The sequence below is a fragment of the Mesorhizobium sp. M1328 genome, from assembly GCF_040318075.1.
Lineage (GTDB): Bacteria > Pseudomonadota > Alphaproteobacteria > Rhizobiales > Rhizobiaceae > Mesorhizobium.
In genome coordinates, this window is the sequence record NZ_JAMYLO010000018.1 from 100,798 (window position 1) to 121,125 (window position 20,328).

At 59.7% G+C, this 20,328-nt stretch carries 21 protein-coding genes and 10 pseudogenes; 19 read left to right on the top strand and 12 right to left on the bottom strand.

Annotated elements, in window-relative coordinates:
* Positions 1-11: 11 nt before the first annotated feature.
* Positions 12-281 (bottom strand): annotated as a pseudogene (locus NKH23_RS25950) (IS6 family transposase); the annotation flags it as partial.
* 296 nt (positions 282-577) lie between these two features.
* Here NKH23_RS25950 and NKH23_RS25955 point away from each other — a divergent pair.
* From NKH23_RS25955 to NKH23_RS34675, 5 genes and pseudogenes are all read left to right on the top strand, one after another.
* On the top strand, positions 578-955 hold the full coding sequence (locus tag NKH23_RS25955) for a flagellar export protein FliJ (protein ID WP_352451800.1): 378 nt from the start codon (positions 578-580) through the stop codon (positions 953-955).
* Between the two features lie 239 nt (positions 956-1,194).
* Positions 1,195-1,360: pseudogene (locus tag NKH23_RS25960) on the top strand (DUF1403 family protein); the annotation flags it as partial.
* Positions 1,361-1,410: 50 nt separating this feature from the next.
* Positions 1,411-1,979: pseudogene (locus NKH23_RS25965) on the top strand (IS6 family transposase); the annotation flags it as partial.
* A pseudogene (locus tag NKH23_RS25970) lies at positions 1,975-3,078 on the top strand (YfbK domain-containing protein); the annotation flags it as partial. The pseudogenes NKH23_RS25965 and NKH23_RS25970, both read left to right, overlap by 5 nt.
* Positions 3,079-3,171: 93 nt before the next feature.
* Positions 3,172-3,414 carry a recombinase family protein gene (locus tag NKH23_RS34675; RefSeq protein ID WP_023804241.1) on the top strand — a complete coding sequence of 81 codons (243 nt, stop codon included), beginning with the start codon at positions 3,172-3,174 and terminating at the stop codon, positions 3,412-3,414.
* A gap of 53 nt (positions 3,415-3,467) precedes the next feature.
* On the opposite strand, the gene NKH23_RS34680 is transcribed toward NKH23_RS34675, so the two are convergent.
* Complete coding sequence (locus tag NKH23_RS34680) at positions 3,468-3,947, bottom strand: hypothetical protein (protein ID WP_502912374.1); 480 nt, start codon at positions 3,945-3,947, stop codon at positions 3,468-3,470.
* Between the two features lie 130 nt (positions 3,948-4,077).
* Here NKH23_RS34680 and tyrS point away from each other — a divergent pair.
* The 6 genes and pseudogenes from tyrS to NKH23_RS26005 all read left to right on the top strand — a co-directional run bounded on the left by tyrS (position 4,078) and on the right by NKH23_RS26005 (position 7,774).
* Positions 4,078-5,336, top strand: a pseudogene (gene tyrS / locus NKH23_RS25980) (tyrosine--tRNA ligase).
* 172 nt (positions 5,337-5,508) lie between these two features.
* A pseudogene (locus NKH23_RS25985) lies at positions 5,509-5,652 on the top strand (transposase); the annotation flags it as partial.
* 29 nt (positions 5,653-5,681) lie between these two features.
* A complete protein-coding gene (locus NKH23_RS25990) occupies positions 5,682-6,260 on the top strand; it encodes an IS5 family transposase (protein ID WP_245277911.1) in 579 nt (192 codons plus the stop codon).
* Between the two features lie 105 nt (positions 6,261-6,365).
* On the top strand, positions 6,366-6,689 hold the full coding sequence (locus NKH23_RS34685; protein WP_373420512.1) for a helix-turn-helix domain-containing protein: 324 nt from the start codon (positions 6,366-6,368) through the stop codon (positions 6,687-6,689).
* A 217-nt stretch (positions 6,690-6,906) separates the two neighbouring features.
* Positions 6,907-7,107 carry a hypothetical protein gene (locus NKH23_RS26000; protein ID WP_023804255.1) on the top strand — a complete coding sequence of 67 codons (201 nt, stop codon included), beginning with the start codon at positions 6,907-6,909 and terminating at the stop codon, positions 7,105-7,107.
* 280 nt (positions 7,108-7,387) lie between these two features.
* A complete protein-coding gene (locus tag NKH23_RS26005; protein WP_245277912.1) occupies positions 7,388-7,774 on the top strand; it encodes an ATP-binding cassette domain-containing protein in 387 nt (128 codons plus the stop codon).
* 3 nt (positions 7,775-7,777) lie between these two features.
* Here NKH23_RS26005 and NKH23_RS26010 read toward each other — a convergent pair whose 3' ends face one another.
* The 4 genes from NKH23_RS26010 to NKH23_RS26025 all read right to left on the bottom strand — a co-directional run bounded on the left by NKH23_RS26010 (position 7,778) and on the right by NKH23_RS26025 (position 9,424).
* The gene (locus NKH23_RS26010) at positions 7,778-8,062 is read right to left on the bottom strand and encodes a hypothetical protein (RefSeq protein ID WP_353035673.1); all 285 of its coding nucleotides are present in this window, start codon (positions 8,060-8,062) and stop codon (positions 7,778-7,780) included.
* A 487-nt stretch (positions 8,063-8,549) separates the two neighbouring features.
* A complete protein-coding gene (locus NKH23_RS26015; protein ID WP_353035675.1) occupies positions 8,550-8,849 on the bottom strand; it encodes a DNA -binding domain-containing protein in 300 nt (99 codons plus the stop codon).
* Positions 8,809-9,072 carry a hypothetical protein gene (locus NKH23_RS26020; protein ID WP_353035677.1) on the bottom strand — a complete coding sequence of 88 codons (264 nt, stop codon included), beginning with the start codon at positions 9,070-9,072 and terminating at the stop codon, positions 8,809-8,811. The genes NKH23_RS26015 and NKH23_RS26020 overlap by 41 nt, the downstream gene beginning before the upstream one ends.
* Before the next feature lie 247 nt (positions 9,073-9,319).
* Entirely contained in the window at positions 9,320-9,424 is a 105-nt protein-coding gene (locus NKH23_RS26025) for a hydantoinase/oxoprolinase N-terminal domain-containing protein (protein ID WP_084833964.1), read from the bottom strand.
* A gap of 995 nt (positions 9,425-10,419) precedes the next feature.
* On the opposite strand from NKH23_RS26025, the gene NKH23_RS26030 reads away from it, so the two are divergent.
* The 3 genes and pseudogenes from NKH23_RS26030 to NKH23_RS26040 all read left to right on the top strand — a co-directional run bounded on the left by NKH23_RS26030 (position 10,420) and on the right by NKH23_RS26040 (position 13,606).
* A complete protein-coding gene (locus NKH23_RS26030) occupies positions 10,420-10,680 on the top strand; it encodes a transposase (protein ID WP_502912375.1) in 261 nt (86 codons plus the stop codon).
* Between the two features lie 686 nt (positions 10,681-11,366).
* The gene (locus tag NKH23_RS26035) at positions 11,367-11,669 is read left to right on the top strand and encodes a DUF982 domain-containing protein (RefSeq protein ID WP_023803730.1); all 303 of its coding nucleotides are present in this window, start codon (positions 11,367-11,369) and stop codon (positions 11,667-11,669) included.
* Positions 11,670-11,919: 250 nt separating this feature from the next.
* A pseudogene (locus NKH23_RS26040) lies at positions 11,920-13,606 on the top strand (ISL3 family transposase).
* Positions 13,607-14,613: 1,007 nt separating this feature from the next.
* On the opposite strand, the gene NKH23_RS26045 reads toward NKH23_RS26040, so the two are convergent.
* The 3 genes from NKH23_RS26045 to NKH23_RS26055 all read right to left on the bottom strand — a co-directional run bounded on the left by NKH23_RS26045 (position 14,614) and on the right by NKH23_RS26055 (position 15,196).
* Complete coding sequence (locus NKH23_RS26045) at positions 14,614-14,805, bottom strand: hypothetical protein (RefSeq protein ID WP_353035679.1); 192 nt, start codon at positions 14,803-14,805, stop codon at positions 14,614-14,616.
* 86 nt (positions 14,806-14,891) lie between these two features.
* Positions 14,892-15,047, bottom strand: a complete 156-nt coding sequence (locus NKH23_RS26050) for a hypothetical protein (protein ID WP_023803725.1) — start codon at positions 15,045-15,047, stop codon at positions 14,892-14,894.
* Entirely contained in the window at positions 15,044-15,196 is a 153-nt protein-coding gene (locus NKH23_RS26055; RefSeq protein ID WP_023803724.1) for a hypothetical protein, read from the bottom strand. The genes NKH23_RS26050 and NKH23_RS26055 overlap by 4 nt, the downstream gene beginning before the upstream one ends.
* A 41-nt stretch (positions 15,197-15,237) precedes the next feature.
* Between NKH23_RS26055 and NKH23_RS26060 the strand changes: the two are divergent.
* Positions 15,238-15,450: pseudogene (locus NKH23_RS26060) on the top strand (cold-shock protein).
* 654 nt (positions 15,451-16,104) lie between these two features.
* Positions 16,105-16,371, top strand: coding sequence for a DNA -binding domain-containing protein (locus NKH23_RS26065; protein ID WP_031257000.1), 267 nt, complete (start codon positions 16,105-16,107; stop codon positions 16,369-16,371).
* Between the two features lie 425 nt (positions 16,372-16,796).
* Here the strand turns inward: NKH23_RS26065 and NKH23_RS26070 are convergent, their stop codons facing one another.
* Positions 16,797-16,955 carry a hypothetical protein gene (locus NKH23_RS26070; RefSeq protein ID WP_023803719.1) on the bottom strand — a complete coding sequence of 53 codons (159 nt, stop codon included), beginning with the start codon at positions 16,953-16,955 and terminating at the stop codon, positions 16,797-16,799.
* Between NKH23_RS26070 and NKH23_RS26075 the strand changes: the two are divergent.
* Positions 16,951-17,251: pseudogene (locus tag NKH23_RS26075) on the top strand (ABC transporter substrate-binding protein); the annotation flags it as partial. The gene NKH23_RS26070 and the pseudogene NKH23_RS26075 sit on opposite strands and share 5 nt — an antisense overlap.
* Positions 17,252-17,881: 630 nt before the next feature.
* On the opposite strand, the gene NKH23_RS26080 reads toward NKH23_RS26075, so the two are convergent.
* Together NKH23_RS26080 and NKH23_RS26085 are read right to left on the bottom strand one after the other, a co-directional pair.
* Positions 17,882-18,103 carry a hypothetical protein gene (locus tag NKH23_RS26080; protein ID WP_353035682.1) on the bottom strand — a complete coding sequence of 74 codons (222 nt, stop codon included), beginning with the start codon at positions 18,101-18,103 and terminating at the stop codon, positions 17,882-17,884.
* A gap of 199 nt (positions 18,104-18,302) precedes the next feature.
* On the bottom strand, positions 18,303-18,545 hold the full coding sequence (locus NKH23_RS26085; RefSeq protein WP_023803716.1) for a DUF982 domain-containing protein: 243 nt from the start codon (positions 18,543-18,545) through the stop codon (positions 18,303-18,305).
* Between the two features lie 377 nt (positions 18,546-18,922).
* On the opposite strand from NKH23_RS26085, the pseudogene NKH23_RS26090 reads away from it, so the two are divergent.
* Positions 18,923-19,327 (top strand): annotated as a pseudogene (locus tag NKH23_RS26090) (hypothetical protein); the annotation flags it as partial.
* 266 nt (positions 19,328-19,593) lie between these two features.
* On the top strand, positions 19,594-20,295 hold the full coding sequence (locus NKH23_RS26095) for a site-specific integrase (RefSeq protein ID WP_353035684.1): 702 nt from the start codon (positions 19,594-19,596) through the stop codon (positions 20,293-20,295).
* The last annotated feature ends 33 nt before the right edge of the window (positions 20,296-20,328 follow it).

Here is a 20,328-nt window from a genome sequence, read left to right on the forward strand (position 1 = left end):
AGCAAATGACCTTTCCGAAAAGTTTGCGACAGAACCCTTTCGTTCAGGTACCAGACATCATTCCGGCACGGCGGCTTGCGGCGCAAGCAGCGAGCGTAGTCCGGCCCGAACTTGATGCCCCACCGGCGAATTGTCTCATACGAAGCCACGATGCCGCGTTCCAGCAGCATTTCCTCAACCAGGCGCAGACTCAGCGGAAACCGGAAATAAAGCCAGACCGCGTGGGCGATAATAGGCGGCGGAAATCGGGGGGGCGTGTAGCTGACGGCGGGCGTATTCATGCCCCCCCGGCGTCTATGTCGCAAATCTTGACGATTGGTTTGTGTGACAAGCCCGCCGCAGGTCTCAACGCGTTCATATGCAGACAATGTGAAATCCTATTCCGCCTTTTTTACCGCCCCTTAAGTCCCTCGCTGGCATGCTTGTCGATGCCAACGAACTCATAGCCATCCGCCAAGGATTTTGGAAAATATGTTTCCTCTCGCAGCAGAAACCGTGAGAGTCGCTGTAGGCCTAACGTTAAGGGGCTGGGAGAGAGCGGTTTGATTGGACGAAATGTGTACCGGAGTACCGAGTCATGAAGCCACGAGGTAATCTGGTCCGACTGAAGCAATTTCAGGTGAATGAGAAGCGGCGACAGTTGCAGCAGCTAGACATGATGATTGCCGATTTCGAACGCATGGCGCGAGAACTGGACTTCCAGATAAACGCCGAGGAAACGAAGGCCGGCATCTCCGATATCAATCATTTCGCTTATCCGACGTTCGCCAAGGCCGCCCGCCTACGTCGTGACAACCTCAAGAATTCGCAATCGGACCTTCTGCGGCAGAGAACCACAGCCGAGCCATGCCTCGCCGAGGCTGAAGCAGAGCTCTCCAAGGCTCAAATGCTAGAATCGCGCAGCGGCAGAGGCCACGACCTCGAACCCGGCAACCGAAGCGCCATGATCGGCTGAGCCGGACGGCTTCAGCGCGCCTCAATTCGCGACACCCGACTGGCCGTTGGCGCGCGAGGAGGCGTGCGGGCACTGTAAAGATATCAGCGGCTTGATGCAGCGATAGCTGGCCGGGACGGCTGTCATGCTGCGGCGACATACGCGATTTTGTTCCAGATTTGCATGGCGGCGTTACGCAGGTATTGCGGGGAAAGTGGAACTGGTTGGCAATCGGATCATCGATGGAAACGAACCGCTGCCGGCGGACCGGCGCCTGGCGGCAACGCCTGGCGCTTTCGGCGGCGGCGGTAACGGCAAAGCAGGCTGGCCGCGTCGAGGATGAAGCGGCCCCTGCGCGATGCCGTTCTGCTCACACGGCCGGGAGACGGGGTCGGCCCCGCCGGCCGGATGCTGCTCGCTTGGCGCGGCACCGTAAAGTCAACCGACAGCTTGTGAAGATGTGCGTACATTGGGCCATGTCAGAAGTTGCTCGTGATCCGCTCTATCGTGGCCACCGCTTTCCCGCCGAGATCATTGCGCACGCGGTATGGCGTATGGCTCTACTTTCGCTTTCCGCTCAGCCTGCGCATGGTTGAGGACATGCTGGCGGCCCGCGGCATCATCGCCCGTTCGAAGCTGGGCGGAGAAATTCGGACGGCATTTCGCCCCGGAGATCAAGCGACGGTCAGCCGGCTGCCTGGGCGACAAATGGCATCTCGACGAATGTGTGGTGGCTATCAGTGGCAAGAAGCAGTGGCTCTGGCGTGCCGTCGATCAGGACGGCTTCGTCCTCGAAGTGCTGGTACAAAGCCGCCGAAATGCCAAGGCGGCAAAGCGTCTGATGCGCAAGTTGCTGAAGGCTCAAGGGCGGACACCACGGATCATGATCACCGACAAGCTCCGATCCTATGGTGCCGCCAGGCGCGACCTCATGCCCGGCGTCGAACACCGGTCGCACAAAGGCCTCAATAATCGAGCGGAAAATTCGCACCAGCCGACCCGACGACGCGAAAGGATCATGAAACGCTTCAAGTCGGCACGCCAATCTGGTCTTCCTGATCGACGTCTCGGGGTCGATGGACGAGCCGGACAAGCTGCCGCTGCTCAAGTCGGCTTTCCGGCTGCTGGCCAGCAAACTGAAGGCCGACGATACGGTCTCGATCGTTACCTATGCCGGTGATGCGGGCACCGTGCTGGAGCCGACCAAGGCGTCCGAAAAGGACAAGGTTTTCAGTGCCATCGACAATTTGACGCCAGGCGGCAGCACGGCCGGCGAGGCGGGTATCAAGGAAGCCTACAGGTTGGCGCAAAAGTCCTTCGTCAAGGACGGCGTCAACCGGGTGATGCTGGCCACCGACGGCGACTTCAACGTCGGACAAAGCGATGACGACGATCTGAAGCGCTTGATCGAACAGGAGCCCAAGACCGGTGTCTTCCTGTCGGTGTTCGGCTTCGGCCGCGGCAATCTGAACGACCAGATGATGCAGACGATCGCCCAGAACGGCAACGGCACCGCGGCCTATATCGACACGCTTGCCGAAGCGGAAAAGGTGCTGGTCGAGGATGCCTCCTCGACGCTGTTCACCATCGCCAAGGACGTCAGGATCCAGGTCGAGTTCAACCCGGACAAGGTCTCGGAATAGCGGCTGATCGGCTACGAGACCCGGGCGCTGAACCGCGAGGATTTCAACAACGACCGCGTCGATGCCGGCGATATCGGCTCGGGCCACTCGGTCACCGCGATCTATGAGATCACGCCCAAGGGCAGCGGTGGCGAGCAGATCGATCCGCTGCGCTATCGCCAGGCGGCGGTGGACAATGGCGGCGTCGCCAATGCGGATGAATATGCCTTCGTCAAGATCCGCTACAAGCTGCCGAACGAGGACGTCTCGAAGCTGATCACCACACCGCTGACATCGGCCAGCGAGGTTGCGTCCTTCGACCAGGCCAGCATCGACCAGCGTTTCTCGGTCGCGGTCGCGGCCTTCGGCCAGAAGCTGCGCGACGAGGATGCGACCGCGAAGTTCGGTTACGACAAGATCATGGAGATCGCCACTGCCGCTCGAGGAGCCGGCCCGTTTGGGTACAGGTCCGAGTTCCTCTCGCTTGTGCGCCTTGCCTCGGCGCTCGGCGGCAACCGGTAGTCGTGATGACGGCCGGGTTCCTTCAGATGGGATCGTTCTGACAGGGGAAACCGACCCCACGGGCGGGTGAGGCGAGGGGTTCATTCCAGGGATATGCACGTTGCTCGTGTTTATCTGCGGGTCAGTACGCAAGGGCAGGATCTTGATCGCCAGGAATCGATCATCGTTGAGGCGAGGGATGCCGGGTACTACATCGCCGGCGTCTACCGCGAGAAGGCATCCGGCGCTCGCGCCGACCGGCCGGAGCTGCTTCGTCTAATCGCGGACCTTCAGCCGGGGGAGGTTGTCGTTGCGGAGAAGATAGACCGCATCAGTCGCTGGCCGCGATGTCGCTAAGATCCACAACACCAGGTACGGCAAGACAGCACCCTTATTCCGAATTGTTTCGATCAGCTTTTCAGCTTCAGGCAAAGACAGACGCCGACGGCGTTGCCAAGATCGTGCTCGAGTCCATTCAGGAAATGTTGCTGAAGCTCGCCCTGCAAATGGCTCGGGACGACTTCGAGGATCGCCGCGAACGCCAGAGGCAAGGCATCGAATTGGCAAAGGCGGGCGGGAAATATGCCGGACCAAGCTGACTGATGACACACGAACGCATTATTGTCTTCCGGTCTGGCGGCAACAGTATCGGCAGGACGGCAAAGCTGACCGGCTGCAGCGAAGCGCAGGTGAAGCGCGTCTGGGCTCGACATCAGTAGGAAAGCGGGAAGCAGGAAATGTTGTCGCAAAAGTTGAGTTCTGCGACGGTGAAAAAGTCGCAAAATCGTCGCGACAAAGGCTCGGCAGCTCCCCGAAGTAGCCATTTCAGATTGCTTGCAGGCGCGGATAAAGTCCTTTATGCATCGGCACATGATCAAGTCCGCGCTCATCGCTGCAATCTATTATGCGACGCTTCCATAAGGAGCGGCGCGTTTCGATCATGCCTTGAAACAAGCCGCCGTCAGGCGGCTTTGTTCATTGAGAGGACCCCCTGGCGGCAATACCAGGAGGATTCCCTGTATGGCACTTCCCGATTTATCAACCGGTCATTCCGAACCACGTTCGGCGGCTTTGAAGGCGCTCATTGAGCGCGGCTATGTAAATCAAGGGACCGACCTGCCGGGTGTCGATGCCGCCTTTGAAGCAGGCATCGTACCCGCTTACGCTGGTTTCGACGCGACGGCTGACAGTCTTCATGTCGGCCATCTTCTTCTGATCATGGCGCTTCGTCATCTTCAGCAGACTGGCCATAAACCCATCGTTCTCATTGGGGGTGGGACCACCCGCATTGGCGATCCCAGCTTCCGTTCGGAGGCGCGGCCGATGCTGACGGACGAGCGGATCGCCGCCAACATTGAAGGGATCAGAAAGGTCTTTGACCGTCTCCTTGTCTTCGGAGACGGCCCGACGGATGCCGTGATGGTGAACAATGCCGACTGGCTGGACAGCATTCGTTGGATCGACATGCTGAGAGACGTCGGCAGGCATTTCTCCGTCAATCGGATGCTCTCTTTCGACAGTGTGAAGTCGCGGCTGGAAAAGCAGGAGAATCTGAGCTTCTTAGAATTCAACTACATGATCCTCCAAGCGTTCGACTTCCTTGAGCTATCCCGCCGGACCGGTTGCCGTTTGCAGATGGGTGGAGCCGACCAGTGGGGGAACATCATCAATGGCATCGACTTGATACGGCGGACGGATGGAAAGGAAGTCTTCGGAGTGACTACGCCGCTTCTGACGACTTCTTCAGGTGTCAAGATGGGTAAGACGGCTGCCGGAGCTGTGTGGCTCAACGAAGATCGCCTTTCGCCATACGATTACTGGCAATTCTGGCGTAACACGGAAGACGCTGATGTCGTTCGGTTCCTGAAGCTTTTCACCGATCTGCCGATGGACGAGATCGAGCGATTTGGAAAGGCTGAAGGAACCGAGCTAAACGCCGTCAAAGAACGTCTCGCCAACGAAGCTACGGCCCTGGCACATGGAACTAACGCCGCCAAACAGGCGGAGGCCACGGCTAGCCAAGCATTCGGGCATGGCGAAGCCGCAGAGGGGCTACCGACGCTTCATCTCAATGACGCCGAGGGCTTGGCCGGAGTAGCCTTGTGGATTTGCTGGTACGCGCCGGATTGACCTCCTCCAAAGGGGAAGCGCGAAGGGCGATCTCGGGACGAGGTGTGCGGATCAACGGCAACGTCGTCGAGGTTGATACAATGATATCGTCCCAAGACCTCCCGATCCGGCTTTCGCTCGGCCGGAAGCGCCACACTGTTGTAAAGTAGGGTTTCAGCAAATGCTGTCGCAGAAATTCTGCCCGCTTAGCGGGGTGGGCTCAACAGGTGAACGCAACACACTAGGCTTCGTGGACAAAGGTTGACGTGAGACTCTCGGATTGGTTCAAGGCTTCTTTTTGGAGGAAGCCTTGGGCGAACAAATCGGTCTGACGGACGAGGAGTGGGCGCTGACGGGCCGTTGCTGCCGCCTGAGCGCGGGCGCGGGTGTCGACCGGCACAAGACAACCGGCTCTATTTCGAGGGCATGATGTGGATGGCGCGGACGGGTGCGCAATGGCGGCACCTGCCCGACGAATATGGCAAGTGGAACAGCGTGTTCCGCCGCTACCGACGATGGGTCGAAACGGGCGTGTTCGATGCTATGCTCGAAACGCTGGCCGAGCTGGTCGAGCGAGCCGGCACCGCCGACATGATCGACTCAACCATCGTCCGGGCGCATCACTGCGCAGTCGGCATAAAAAGGGGACTCAGCAGACAGAGGCGCTTGGTCGGTCGCGCGGCGGCTTCACCACCAAGCTGCATGCCCGCTGCGACGTCAAAGGCCGTCCGCTCGGCTTCGTCCTGACGGGCGGAGAAGCACACGACATCAAGGGCTTCGCACCACTGCTGCGGATGATCGCCGACAAGATCGAAGCGCTGCTGGCCGACAAGGGCTACGATGCCGACGCCATTCGGGAGGAGTTGGCAAAAGCCGAGATTGAGGCAGTCATCCCGGCCAAGCGCAACCGCAAGGACCCCGCGCCGCACGATGCCGAAAAATACAAGTGGCGCAACCTGATCGAGCGGCTGTTCAACAAGCTCAAGAATTGGCGGCGCGTCGCCACCAGATACGACAAGACGAGGGAGTCTTACCTCGGCTTCGTCGCCATCGCAGCAGTCAAGCTTTGGTTACCCTTTGTCCACGAGGCCTAGTCTTTTGTCAAAGATGGAGTGTGAGGCATGAAGCAGCGACGTCGCATCTATTACTCTGCAGCTCAGCGGTCTGAGATTTGGGATCGTTGGCAGGCTGGCGAGTCGATGAGTTCGATCGGGCGACGATTTGATCGGGAGTCCTCGTCGGTCTTTTCGGTGATCTCGCCGACAGGCGGAATTCGTCCGGCCGCTCGGAAACGGGCAAGCCAAGCGCTCAGTCTTAGTGAGCGGGAGGAGATTTCCAGAGGGCTGAGCACCCTCTGTTCGCTGCGTTCGATTGCTCGCCGGTTGGGTCGGTCGCCATCCACGATCAGTCGTGAAGTCCGGCGCAATGGTGGCCGGATAGGTATCGGGCCGCACGGTCCGATCAGGCTGCCTGGGGGCGGGCCCTGCGCCCTAAACTCTTGGCGAGCCTGGAGCGTGATCTGATCGGTTTCGTGTGTGGCAGTGCGGCCGGAATCGCGCTTGGTTTTGGCGATCGGGTTTTCCCGCCTCATGAAACGCTTGCTCGAGCCGGTGCTGCTGGTACACCGCCAGATCGCTCTCTTCGCTTGGGTGCCCCTGATCTCGATGTGGTTCGGCGGAGGCGAGGCCGGCAAGGTCGTCTTCATCGCGCTCGCGGCGTTCCAGCAACACCTGGCAGGGCGTGTCCGGCATCCCGCGCAGCTATCGCGAGCTTGCCAACGTGCTGACCTTCGGCTGCTTCGACTTCGCCCGGATCATCGCCATTCCGAGAGCGCTGCCGCAAATCTTCATGGGCCTTCATGCCGCGCTGATCTATGCCTGGACCGCGACAGGGGGGCCGAGCTTCTGCTCAACATCGCACCAGGGATCGGCGGGCGCATGAACGAGGGCCAGGCTGTTCCACATGGATCTATTGCTGCTGTGCATTCTCCTCCTCGGTGGCGTCGGAGTGGTCTTCAATGTCATCGCCGGCTCCGTGGAGCATCACTTTCTGCGCTGGAGGATTCCATGAGCGGCCCTGTCCCCATTTCTGAACGGGGACGTGGCCAAAGCCACGCTTGAAGATTGCTGACGTCAGCAAGAGATTCAGTGTCGCCGGCCATCAGGTCCAGGCGCTGTCGCATATCCATCTTGCAGTCGACGAGGGCGAGTTTGTCAGCATCGTGGGATCCTCGGGTTGCGGCAAGTCCACCTTGCTGCGACTCGTCCTCGGCCTCAACACTGATTATGACGGCGACATCCGGCTTGATGGACAGAGGGTGGAACGGCCGGGTCTCGGACCGCTCGATCGTTTTCCAGGAGCACAGGCTTTTGCCCTGGCTCAATGTCGAGGTCAATGTCGCCGCGGCGCTACGCCAAAGCCGGTTGGGCGCTGGCGAGAGAGGCGAACTCGTTCGCGATCATCTGCATCTCGTCGGCCTCGACCAATTCGCCAAAGCCTATCCCGCCCAATTGTCGGGTGGGCCCAGTGCGCACGTCGCTGCGAAAACGGCCAACAGAAGGTCAGCAAAGTGCGCGGGCATGGACTTGCCGGAAAGCTCTCGGCTTAGTTATTAGGCAATGGTTTCCACGATCTCATAGCGCTGGATCAGCGGCCCAATCCCCTCGTTGAGCAGGGTCAGGACGTTCTGGGTCGTCGGTGCGAGAAGTTCAATCCGCTCGATGCGAACCGGACTCCATGAAGGCTCCTCATCCTCATCCGAGGTGACTTCGTCGCGGAGCTCGCGGACGACCTGCCGCACCTCGTCCAGTTCTGTAAAGAAGAAACCTGGGATTCCGGTGTCGTTCCAGCGGTCTTTGCTCGGCTCAGCCTCAAGTGAGTAGGTATATAAAATCATGGTTCAGATGATCTGCATCCCCTACAGTACGCCTCCGCCGGATGCTACACTTGCCTACCTTGCCGCCAAAAATCAAATCCCTTTTGCCGCAAACGGTCGATCTTGGATCATCCGAACGCGCCACCGGCTTCGTCTTCTTCGGCAAGGGTGGCGAGGTGGCGACCAATCGGCTGCATGGATGAACGCATCCTCGTGGCTGGTGATTATTGCAATGTACAGCAGGCCAAAACTCGCGCACCGCCTAAAACGCTATTGTTCCACAAGGCGCTGTTGAGCGTTTAAATGTCCGGCGAGACTGAGAAGCAGCCGATCGAGACTTCAAGCCATGGGTTTTCGAACGATGGTTTACGCCGCAATACAATTTCAAGATGATCTACATCCCTGAGCGCCATGAAAGAGCCTTGGGCGACAGTCTGGCCTCGGCGCGAGGGCGGCAGAACAGCCGAGGCGGACATCGTCTTGCGAGATCTCGAGACGGTCTGCAAAGTCAGTGCGGCGCACTGCCTTGCAATAGAAACCGATATCCGGTCGTCGTCATCCAGCGCGCCCGCGCCAGGTGAGTTTCCCAAGCTCTGTGTGCCCGGTCCGGTTCGCACTCAGGATCGATATGCAGCACGACAGGCGCCATTTCGCGCCAATCGGCATCGTCCGCCGCTGCGTCGAGCAAACGCAGATAGGTCACAAAGTGTTCTTTGTCATAGCCCGTCAGGATCGGGGACTGGGGTGCCTCGTCCGCGACATCGGGATCAAGCGGCGGCTTTTTGGCATAGCGGTTGCTCCTTCTCATCGCCGCGCCCCAACAACAGCCTGATCCTGGTCAATCTCATGCGCACCAACCGCTGCACCGGATTGTGGAATCTTTCGCGGGTGGTTTCTGCAACAAACACAAGGGTCATCAGATCAAGCAGGAATTCGTCAATTGCTGGACCGATTGCTTCCGACCTACCTTTGAACTGATCCAGCGAAACACGCGCCTTATCAACGGCATCCGCGCTGGCGGCATCGATCAACGCCTCGATCCCCTCGGAACAGTCCAACTCCGAAACCCCTTCAACGGCCGAGGTTCGAACACCGTTCAGCGCCGAAGATTCCAAGCGAAAACGACTAGTCATGGTTGTTTCACAGGGAGGAATTCATTCCAGGTGTGCTTATGCACGAACATGGCTACGCGAACCACCCGTCAGTCCTCACGTGATGACGCTGGGTAAAGGCTGTGGCTATTCGGTTACAGACAGTCCGGACCTCAAAAGAAATTCGTCAGCCGTCGGATTCCTGCGATGTCGTAGGCGTCTTGAAGTGGTGCAACTCACCCGTGAGCTCGTTGACCAGCGATAGATCGGTAAAGGTCCCTCCGACGTCCACGCCGAACCCGCAGTGCCCAGGAGGCTAGAGAAAATCCCGCGTCCTCACTCTAATCTCGTCGATGTGCCCATACGGGTCGAACATCCCAGCCGTTTCGTGGCGACCTCACCGCACTTGCCGAAAAGATGAAGCTGTCGGCCCCTCGTGGATTTCGCGCCGGTGATGGCGCACCGCGACGATCCGGATCTCTTATGGTACGGCGAACTGGAGAGCACAAGCGCCCCTGCCATGACGCGCTCATCCCGAAGGAAGAGGTGAGAGGCTACGCGATCGGGTGTGCTGAGAGTGGAGGCGCATCGCTCCGACCATCTGTGGAATCGGCAGCCTTGATTAACGCCTGCGATGTCTGACCCTGGCCATCCATGGCGGAGTGCTCTCGCTGAGGTTAAAGGCAGCCTCTTCGGCCTCGTACCGCGTCAGCCCGGTGAGCGGCCGACCGTATCTCTCGGCGGGAAGCCCTGTCAGGCTATCGATCACCGACCACAGCCCTGATTCCGACGGCAGAATCTTGTAGCGCCTCATCGAGCCCTCGCGTGCTAGAAGCATAGAGAACTGCCGCTTTATCGGAAAGTTCCGCATCGCAGCATCAAAATGTTGCGACGCACTATGAGAGCCCTAGGCTAAGCTGATGAGGTGGAACGGCCCCACTGCGCGTCAGGGATGGCGACGCTGTGATCCTGTTATCCGGACAGGTTTCCCGCTGCAGCCCGGCTTGGTAATTCATCAGGGCCTGTCGCAAATGAGAAGTCGAAGGGCAAGGCGGCTTCCGGCTCGCAGAGCGGTCCGAACGACGTCGGCGCGGTCTCTAAGCCTCGCCCCGATGCAGCTTGGCCTGCCTACCGACGATCTCTTTGTTGGTGCGCGCGAACTGAAGGAATGGCTGTTTCGGGAAGCCGAGATGGCGGTGCCGAACGAGGATATTGCCCGTCGCTTCGTGGCCGACTGCCGTCGCACCCGCACGGTTCCCCGGTATCGGTCCGGTAGGGGCTCTAGCATTGGCTGCATCCGTTGCCGATCCGGGGCAGTTCGGCTCGGGTCGGGAGTTCGCCGCCTGGCTCGGGCCGACCCCTTCGCAAAACTCGAGGGGCGGCAGCGGATCCTCGGCTTGTCGCGTTGCTCGCCAGGAAACCCGTGCGCTTGGCGAGTGTGGCCATGGCGAACAAGATGGCCCGTGTGGTCTGGGCGATCATGGTACGCGCGAGACCTCAAGCTCGTCATGCCGCGAACCTTGCGGTGTAAGGTTGCGAAGAAGATAAATTTTAGGACAGAGAACAGGCGGGCCGATCGATCGGCTCCAGTAGGTTGTGAGAGCGACGCGATGTGATGGCGAGACTGGTCAGGCCGGGAACAGGGACAACCCGTCGAATATCGGAGGCACCATAGCCTGATAGGCAGATGGGATCCAGTTCGCCGACCCATCAGGGCCAGCAGTCTCGAACGGCTGCATCAACAGGCCGGACAGAAGACTGCACCCGCCCAACGCGCCGTAACGTCCAATTACCTCTTGCATCGCGGGAGCCATCCACAGAGCTCTTTCTGGGAGAAGGCGACGGCGCTGCAAGCGGAGGACCACCGGCCGGCGGTCTGCCCGAACGCCGCGCTCGTGTCGGCAATGTCGAGGCTTCCTTCAGCGAACGACCAACGGGAGAACTTTGACCGATCGCGGGTGCGAAGCCGCATTGGCATGTGAGCGCCCAAATAGACTGCCAAGCCACGCTCTAGACAGCGTGCAGATCTTTGCCCAATGGCCCGAGGTGATGGGCTGCCAAACTGTGACTCTCAAGCTCCCCTCCGAACCTCCGAAGACTGCACCAGAGGACTACGACCCGCTGCCTTCCTCTTAAACCGTCATCGCTCTGACAACACATTCTGCAATGCTCGGCGGATGTCGATGAGGCGGCTCATCACGCAAAGTAGGTATTCAGCAGGTCGGGAGGAACGAATGAACCCTGATGCTTTCCGCAGCCCAGTTTTCGTTAAGCGTGCAACGTACATCGTGCAAGAGATTGCCAGCCTGGCCGACGCTATCGATTTCCTCAACGAGTGGCCAGGAAACCGCAGAGACTTGATCCACGAAGCCGCCCTCAAGGCGTGCTATGATGCATACGACGAGCGAATACCTGTAAGCGCAGCGCGCAATGCCTTTTTCGGCTTTGCGAAACGGGCCGCTATATTGGAAGATGCAACCTCCGCGATGCAGTGGCTCGCTGCCTGCAAGTCGGGCAATGGAAAAGTGAAAGTGTAGGCGTACGCGAAATGTGCGAGGCTGGCGCGGGCAGCACGCCAAGGAGGACACTGTGTCGAGATTTCAAAGTTTGCCGAAAGCTAAAGCTCATCAAAATCGACAGCAAAACGGCAATCTCGCGCAACCCCCATCATAAACCAGACCCACTGCACTCGGTCGCTAGTGCCAAGTATCGCTTGGCACTTAATTGGACTCTGCCTCACTTTGTGTGGTTCATTCGCCGTTGGCGAGGATGCCGCTATGTGCGGGCATGCGAACGAAAACAAAATGGTCCCCCGGCCCAGGGATTAAAATACTGGGTGTCGCGCTCACTGATGATGACAGTTGGCTTGTTTCCGCTGCCGGACCGGCGTTCGGCATTTGCCCCGATTGCGGACGACGGACCCGAAGTCGGCATGGCTGGTCCAACCGCAGCCTTCAGGATCTGCCGGTTCAGAGCAGGACCGTGACGGTGAAGCTCCGGCTGAGCCGTTGGCGGTGCGCACATCAGAAATGTGAACGACAAACATTCACCGACCGTCTGCCGACGATTGCTTCCCCTTATGCGCGCCGGACAAGGAGGGTCGCGGAGATTGTCGGTTTGCTCGGCCATAGCACCGGCGGCCGTCCCGGCGAGCGCTTGATGCGACGGCTCGGCATGCCGGTCAGCGACGACAGTATCCTGCGGCAGCTGAAGCGAGATGCCGCGGCCGCTCACCGCACCTCCGAGATTCGGGTGGTCGGCATAGATGACTGGAGTTGGCGGCGAGCGACGCGATACGGCACCATCGTGGTTGATCTCGAGCGTCGCTCGGTTGTTGACATTCTCGATGATCGGAGCGTCGAGAGTGCAGCAAAGTGGTTGCGGGACCACCCTTCCGTCGAGGTCGTCAGCCGAGACCGCTGCGGCCTGTATGCGCAGGCTGTCCGTGAGGGCGCACCGCAAGCGCGCCAGGTGGCTGATCGGTTCCATCTCATGCAGAATCTGCGGGTCGCAATCGAGGAGCAGATGAGCCTTTCGGGCCGCGCCACGGGGCGTGCATTGCTGCCTAATAAGGGTATCGGGAGCGCGCAAGTCGATCTGATTCAGGCTGATCCGCACCTTGACGCAACGCATCGGCGCCGGGTGCGCCACGCTCATCGACAATCGCGGCAGACGGTGTTCGAAATGGTTCACGCCTTGCGCAAGGAAGGGCTGTCCTGTTCCGAGATCCCCCGTCATACCGGCTATGCCGGCGCAGCATCGCTAAATGGCTGACTTTCGACACGCCACCCGACCGACGCAGGGCCGCGTCGAGCCGACGTCACCCTTATATTTTCGAGGCGTTTCTTAGCCAGTCCTGGAGAGACGGCAATCGCTGCGGACGACACCTGTTCCACGGATATCAAACAGCGCGGCGACACGGGCAGTTTCTCGAATCTGGAGCGGCTTCTCGCAAGCTGGCGCCGCGCCGAGAGGCCGGGCAAGGACAGTGCGTCGCCTGCTTCGATCATACGCCGTCAACCAGCCCGCGACGCTGTCCCCATACGGGATCCGGCGACCGGCCATGTGATCTCGCCGGTAGTCGCCGCGGCCCTCTGCATGCCCGGGGTATGCTGACCATCAACCAGGCGAGGAAGGTCGACGTCCTGAAGCAGGGATCACATGAGTTTGCCACGATGCGCAGGCTTGCCATGCGCTTCCGCGGCATTTTGCGGGGCCCGTGAATTGGACAAGCTCGACACTTGGATCGACGATGCCGTCAACTCCGGGCTCGTCGCCATCACGCGTTTCGCCGGTCCTACGCCGTGACGTTGACGCCGTGCAATGCCATTGAATTACCGTGGAGCAACGGCCAGGCGGAAGGGCAATCAACCGCCTGAAGACGATCAAGCGTGCGATGTACGGCAGAGCGGGCTCCGAACTCCTTAGAGCACGCATGCTGCCACTCAACCGGCCTGATCACCACACAAAGTGAGGAAGAACCTAATTAACTGCCAAGCGACTATTGCGCCGTGTGCGGTCAGGACTTTGACATGCGCGATCTCGGCCAGGTGCTTCACCATGCGGAGCCGGAGCACCAACCGCTCGAGCCTGTGAGTTAATGAGAGAAGCACGCGCCACCATCGCGAACGGCTCAGCATGGGCGAAAGACAAATCCGACAGGAACCGCTTGGCGCAGCTCATTGCCAGAGTGGGTAATGGAAACTCAAAGCGCGCTATGGAAGATACCAACCAGCGATGGCGTACGCTGCGAAGCCCAACATTGAGAGCACATACAAAACCAGGAGCAACGGAACCACGGACGGCTGGCTGTCGAGGGCGGCGTCACCTTTTTCCAGTTCCTCGAGCAGATTGCGATCCCGCCTGGCCTTCCTGACCACCAAACCGTCGGCCCAATTTGACCGTCGGTCTCTCTCGAAATTCTTTTCGCGATATCGGCTCGGATCACAGGGTCCTCGGGCAGGTTGCCCGGAAACCACTCAGGAAGATTGTCGCCATCGTTCTTGCCCATGGCGCCACAATGTTTTCTGCCTCACTTAAGTTCCAAGTTTCTAATGTAAGAATTTGACCAAGGTTGTCGCCCAGACGATAAACGCAAAACCATGCAGAAGCCCCGCCCATTCAGAGGAGCTGCCGGGAAACGACATGATCGTAGCAGGTCTGTGAGATGCTGCAGGAGCCGAACATTCGCTCTAGCCAAGTTGTTCCGTACGGCAAACAAAAAAAGCCCGCCGCACCTTTCGGCACGGCGGGAGATCAGTCGTTTACCAGGCACGACGGGGGTGGACGGGAGTGTGTGCCCGGATCGTGTGGAATTCTACGCGCGCCGCCGGCACGCGTCTACCAACCGGCAGTAGCTAAGGGCTGGGTCACTTCTGAACGATCAGCCGGCCGGCTGATCGGGCGTCAGCGGCTCGAGCGGGGCAGGTGCTGGCGTGATGATGAATTCCACCGACGGAGCCGAAACGACGATCGGCTTCGTCAGCTTGTGCCAGAGATTGCAGGCATAGGAAAAGCGGGCATCATAGCGCGCCTTCCAACTGCGGCAGCCAACGGGATCGTGACGGAGCGCTGATAGGTCTCCCGGCCTTCCGGCAGATAGCCTTCGATAAGCGAGCGACGGTCGACGGTATAGGTGGAAGGCACATGGATCGTCCCTTCGGAATCGGTCACGAAGCGCTCGACCGTGGCCGCACAAACCCGGCTCTGGACGCTCGTATATTGGAGATCGAGGACACCTCCTTGCGGAACCTCTGGCGTCAAGACCGTCGCCTGTTCGAACGCGATCGGCGGTCCAAAGCCGATGAAACCAGGACTGCAACGCCGACGCCGGCGAGAGCGGCCATGATGAAAACCATCGCCGCCGGCAGGTCGACCTTGCGCCAGAAGGCGTTCCAGGACCGCTTCAGGATCATTGCTTGCCTCCGGAAGCGCGGAAATTGGCCATGACCTGGTTGAGCGCCACCAGCGTGCCGGGCACTTTCTTGATCCTCCGCTCGAACGCTTGCTGGCCCTTGTCCATGAGTGGCAGACCCGCCTCCACATAGAGCGCGGGCTTGGTCACCTGTCCAACTTCCTTCTGCGCGACTTACAAGGAATACGCATATGGCGACTGGAACCGTGAAGTGGTTCAACGGCACCAAGGGGTTTGGATTTATCCAGCCCGACAATAGTGGTCAGGACGTTTTCGTCCACATTTCCGCTGTCTAACGCGCGGGCCTCTCGACCCTCGCTGACGGCCAGAAGATCAACTATGAGATCGAGCAGGACCGCCGCACTGGCAAATCCTCCGCTGGCAGCCTCAGCAAAGCTGGCTGATTTTCTCCTGCCCCCCGGCAAGAGCCGGAAGTACACGGCAAGTCCGGATGTAAATCGCGATGCTCGTCGGCATCGACGTCTATAGCGCAGCATCCCGCCTTCGTGCAGTGTTGATCTGCGCGCTGTTGGCCGGGTCGGAGTTTGGGTCTGAATCCCGATCCCTTCCGCGTGATTTTCCAAGCGTCAAAGATGTTTTGCACCACCCATGAAGCCCAAAGTCGTCCTTCCGCAGCTCACGAAGCCGTGCACATCAAGAATGCGGTGGCTGGGCTTCGGTTCATGACTTTCGATTTGACCCGCGCCCCGGCCAGCGCGCCCTCGGCAGGCGCTACGAACTCGAATACGGTGGTTGGACCGATGCTAAGCATCGGGGTAATTCAAGCACAAAGCTTTGCCTATTAATCCTGTGGTCACAAACGGCCTTGATGGCCAAGCAGCCCGCGTGAAACCCGATGTGCAGCCGCACGGTCTTGAGCTTTTTGCAATTCATCCGTAACCTGGAGTTGAACCGCAATGCGCATATCGCCTCGAGCGGGCGCTTGGCGATTATGATCGCGATGTTGTCTTAGCTAGGATGTTTCCCATCCGCTTGGTTAGGCTGTCGAAAAGAAACAATCGCTCTTCGATCACTTACTTCCGGAGCCCAATATCATGATGAAATATCGAGACGTTAAACCAGGCCTTAAAGAAGAAGTGCCCTGGTCTGACAGCCTGACCACCTACGACCGCCAGCACTTTACAACCTACCTGAGGCTCCTGGATGCAGGTGCCGACGAGGCGAGCTATGAGGAGATGGCGCAGGTCATCCTCGGCATCGATCCGGTGCAAGAGCCGGAGCGCGCCCGGAAAACCGTGCGAAGCCATCTCGATCGGGCGAACTGGATGGTGACGACCGGTTACAAGGAATTGTTCGCCGGATGAGGCTACCGAGCCGAGAACGTTCCAACAATTCCGATTATACGGGATTTTGTCCGTGTTATTGTACAATGAGCAATGACACGAAACAGGATGCGGGGCTTTGGACAGCGTGAACGACGTGATCCTTGTGGCCGAAGTCGCCGAAACGGGCAGCTTTACCCGTGCCGGGGGCGGATCGGGATCCCCAAATCCACGGTCAGCCAGCGCATCGCCTAGCTTGAGGCACGTCTGGGACTGCGGCTCCTCAACCGTTCCACCCGGCACATAAGCCTCACCGGCAGCGGCCAAGTCTATCTCGATTACTGCCGCCGCGTTCGCGCAGAGGTCTCGGCCGCGAACATGGCGAGGACCTATCGGAAGGAACAGCCTGTCGGGACGCTGAAGATCACCTGCCCAGATTAACAGCCACCTATTTCATGCCTACCTTCCTACACGGATTTACGACGCAGTTTCCGCGGATCGCGGTCGAGCTGATCGCCACAAACCGGCACCTCGACATCATCCGTGAGCGGGTTGGTTTCGCTTTTCGCGTTGGCAAGGCCACAGGTCAGGACCTGATCGTGCGGCGTGTCTCCTCGATCAAACATGCGGCCCCTCGGCATCCAGGTGATCGCTATTGCGTACCGCACCGGCGAGGCATGGAACGAAACCGCGTATTCGAACCCCGAGTTAGACGCCAAGGTCAACGAGGCCCTCTCGATCGCCGACGCCGACAAGCGCAAGGTCGTCTTGAAAGACATTCAGACGATGCTCCGGGACTCGGGCATCCTCATCCAGCCCTACTGGCGCAAACTCTACAACAGCTCGGTCCCGCCGTGAAAACCACGGCATGCATCCGACGATCGAAGCCGACCACGGCAAAGTCTGGCTTGTGCAGACCTGATGTACCCGGGCTTGAGGCGGGCTCGCCCGTTCCGACGCTCGTTAACGGCCAAACGGTCAATTATGAGATAGAACAGGATCGGCGGACCGGCAAATCGTGGCCGGCAACCTGAGCAAGGCTGGCTGAACCAGCCATGCGATTTCGGCAAGCGCATCAAGCAAGCAAGCTTCAGTGCACCAAAATGATCAAGTCTGGTGGCCCACCGGCACGTCGAGTCGGCACGTCGTTGAAGTGTCACCTTCGCTGACCTATATGCGCGCTGCGTCGGATGTTTCCTCCCATTCGTCCGGCGCGTTCCCCTCTGGAGGTTTTAACCTTCATACCTGGCCGGACCTTTGGTCCGGCCTTTTTCTTGCGCGCGAGAAATGGGTAGACTGAGGTGACGACGTCCGGCCGCTGGTTGGACGATCTCGCTGTGCATAAGTCCAATATCGCGTTGCCACTTCACTGGTGAAATGAGAACCATGATGAGAGGCTGTCAAGCCGATGGCTTATCTTCGCCAGCCCGGCGGCTGAAGACTGATCCATGGCCGTTTTCTCGGCCTACCATTCTTGTCGGTGCATTCGAGGGCGATGGCAATTCCCCGCCTGCTTTTGCCGATATTTTCACAAGAGATGTGGAAGAACTGACTATGCTGCAGGGTTGTCGAAGACCATGGGCAACCCACGTTTCGACGCCATCTCGACCACTAGTTCTTCGATCGCTTGATCGGAAAGGCGGGTCTGCAGTGTCGTACGAATCCGTTTGACCAGTGCGTGCACCGGCAAAGGCGCGAGATCCTCGACATCATCGAGAAGCCGACTGACTTCGATCACAACGTCAGCAGCGATGTCGCTCGGCAAATCTCGCATAAGCCATCTCCGATCGACGTAAATATTGCCGTCTTCCTGACCGTTGTCGAGTCAAGCAGATGAACCTCGGGTTGTTTCCCACGACGGCAGGACTGGACGCTCTGCTGCCGGCTGCACCACCCCGGTCATCGCTGTGATGGCGTGAAGGTCCGCTTCCCCAGTCACTTTGGAAGCCATCGAGGCTACCATCATTTGGACCTCAGTCGCTGCGTAGGATCTTCGCTTCTAACGCCGCTACAACGAAGGCCCGTCTCGCAACCGGCGGCTGAGCTTCACCACGCAGAACCTGAAGACATGCATCCATAGCCAGTTTTCGCTTCTCCGTCTGATGAGGGAAGCTCCGCAGCAGGATCGTCGCTGCCTCGTTCACGTCGAGTATGACGCGCTCACGGTCATGCCGGCCAACTTGCACCACCACGGGCCGGACGAACCTGCTCGACATGCAATTACTCTCTCAGGTTCGAACCTCGATAAGGTCTTCGCGTATCATGACGTGGGGTCAATTTATACGTGTATTGGCTAGGCCCGAGGAGAATTTGCAGGTGCTCGATCCAAGACAAGTTGCCTGTCCAATTCAGGTCGCTATCTGAAATCCCGATGGGTCCCGGCCTTGTTGCGCAAGAAAGCACAACGGATTTCTGTCGCGCTCGGAAGGTGAAGCGGCGCTTGGTCCTACGCGCGGGCTTTCCTGAAGGCCGAGCCTTCCCTCCGCTTCTTTCGGCGCGGACAGGCCGACAGAGGCAGAGGGCGGACGGGATTGCGGGTGGCGGGTGGAGGTCCGGGAGATCGGCTCCCGGCGCCCGCCGCGGAGCTCCAACCATGACACAGATGGAAATTCACACGCCCACACGCAATGATCGTCGAGGCTACAAGGTCGACGTCAGCCGCGGCCAGCGCATCGGCCGGGTGTCGTCGGAGTGGTTTAGCCGCCCGGCGGACGAGCGCTACCTTTCTCTCACCGATCTCCACAATTCGGTGAAATGGCGGTCGGAGCGCAGCAAGACCCGGATCGTCGAAGGTGAGCTGATTCGCGTCGAGGCCAGCCGCGACGATCCGGAGCGCCTGAGGCTAATGCTGCCCGATGCGCCTGCCCCAGTTGCCCCCACGCATTGGAGTTTTGGCCAACTCGCCAGCCTGGTAGGCGCGCCGGCCACCTATCTGCGCCAGCTTCCGGCCCCGCTCGCGGCGATCAACCTTCAGCACGGCCTCCTCAACCGCCGCGCCTTATCCTGACTCTGTAATTCTGTCTCAGAATCAGGCATTGAGGCGCCCCACCGACTGTTCCGGTGAAGCTCTTCAGACGTCCGGGTCAAGCGTTCCCGCAGCGCAGCGAGGACAACGCTTGACGCGGCGGCGGCGCGACAAGCTGTTCATGGGGTGCAGGCGAAGTCCTGCACCCCTGCCACGCGGCGAGCGGGAGAGCGCGAGGGGAACCCCTCGCATTCTAAATAATGAAGTTGCGCCGAAGGCGCTCCGTTTAGGTATCGTGCGTGCAGTTGTATTTTACCGATCTTGGCGCTGTTTCGCGCCCGCTTTCCATCAACGACCTCACACTGGGCATCGCGCCCGGCGTACACGACGTGGTCGAGCGCGCCGGGCTGATTGACGGCATGCCCTTCATCCTGGCGGATGACGGCAGTTACGATCGCGATCTCAACAGGTTCTTCCGCGCCTGTCCGGGCATGGGCGCGCGCTCGCCGAACACGTGGCGCTCCTACGCCCGGGACATTCTCGTCTGGGCGCGCTTTCTCGGCGAGCGGCGCGGCGGCAAGACGGTCTGGCGGGCAGATCGTCATGACATGCTGGCCTTTCACAGGGCACGCCGCCTATCGGATGCCGGGTTCCGTATCTCGGCAGCGAGCCGGAACCGGAGTGTCGCAGCACTCGACAAGCTTTATCGCTGGGCCATCGAAGAAGGGATCATCACGACCTCGCCGTTCAGCTACGGCGTCACCCTTCGCAGGGCGGCGGGCACGCACGCCGTGCTCGCCGTCCAGACAAACCGGGCGCGCGAGCGTGCGGCGCGGCGGCACGATATGCGCTACATCGACCTCGGCCGCTATCTCCTGTTCCGCGACGTGGGGCTGCGCGGACGCTTGCCCGACGGCTCCGAGGACCCGACGTGGCGAGGCCGCAATGGCGAACGGAATGCACTGTTCGCCGAGCTTCTGGTAACCACCGTCTGCGGCTGACGGAGGCGGGCAGCCTGCTTCTGGCCGATCTTC

Excerpts from the sequence above, each read along its gene's own strand:
- NKH23_RS26015 (WP_353035675.1), bottom strand. The coding sequence starts at position 8,849 with ATGAGAAGGAGCAACCGCTATGCCAAAAAGCCGCCGCTTGATCCCGAT.
- NKH23_RS26065 (WP_031257000.1), top strand. The coding sequence starts at position 16,105 with ATGAAATATCGAGACGTTAAACCAGGCCTTAAAGAAGAAGTGCCCTGG.
- NKH23_RS34675 (WP_023804241.1), top strand. The coding sequence starts at position 3,172 with ATGCACGTTGCTCGTGTTTATCTGCGGGTCAGTACGCAAGGGCAGGAT.
- NKH23_RS26050 (WP_023803725.1), bottom strand. The coding sequence starts at position 15,047 with ATGATCCTGAAGCGGTCCTGGAACGCCTTCTGGCGCAAGGTCGACCTG.
- NKH23_RS25990 (WP_245277911.1), top strand. The coding sequence starts at position 5,682 with ATGGGTCGAAACGGGCGTGTTCGATGCTATGCTCGAAACGCTGGCCGA.
- NKH23_RS26070 (WP_023803719.1), bottom strand. The coding sequence starts at position 16,955 with ATGTTTGATCGAGGAGACACGCCGCACGATCAGGTCCTGACCTGTGGC.
- NKH23_RS34680 (WP_502912374.1), bottom strand. The coding sequence starts at position 3,947 with ATGAGCGCGGACTTGATCATGTGCCGATGCATAAAGGACTTTATCCGC.
- NKH23_RS34685 (WP_373420512.1), top strand. The coding sequence starts at position 6,366 with ATGAGTTCGATCGGGCGACGATTTGATCGGGAGTCCTCGTCGGTCTTT.
- NKH23_RS25955 (WP_352451800.1), top strand. The coding sequence starts at position 578 with ATGAAGCCACGAGGTAATCTGGTCCGACTGAAGCAATTTCAGGTGAAT.
- NKH23_RS26010 (WP_353035673.1), bottom strand. The coding sequence starts at position 8,062 with ATGATTTTATATACCTACTCACTTGAGGCTGAGCCGAGCAAAGACCGC.
- NKH23_RS26085 (WP_023803716.1), bottom strand. The coding sequence starts at position 18,545 with ATGTCGAGCAGGTTCGTCCGGCCCGTGGTGGTGCAAGTTGGCCGGCAT.
- NKH23_RS26035 (WP_023803730.1), top strand. The coding sequence starts at position 11,367 with ATGAACCCTGATGCTTTCCGCAGCCCAGTTTTCGTTAAGCGTGCAACG.
- NKH23_RS26080 (WP_353035682.1), bottom strand. The coding sequence starts at position 18,103 with ATGCGAGATTTGCCGAGCGACATCGCTGCTGACGTTGTGATCGAAGTC.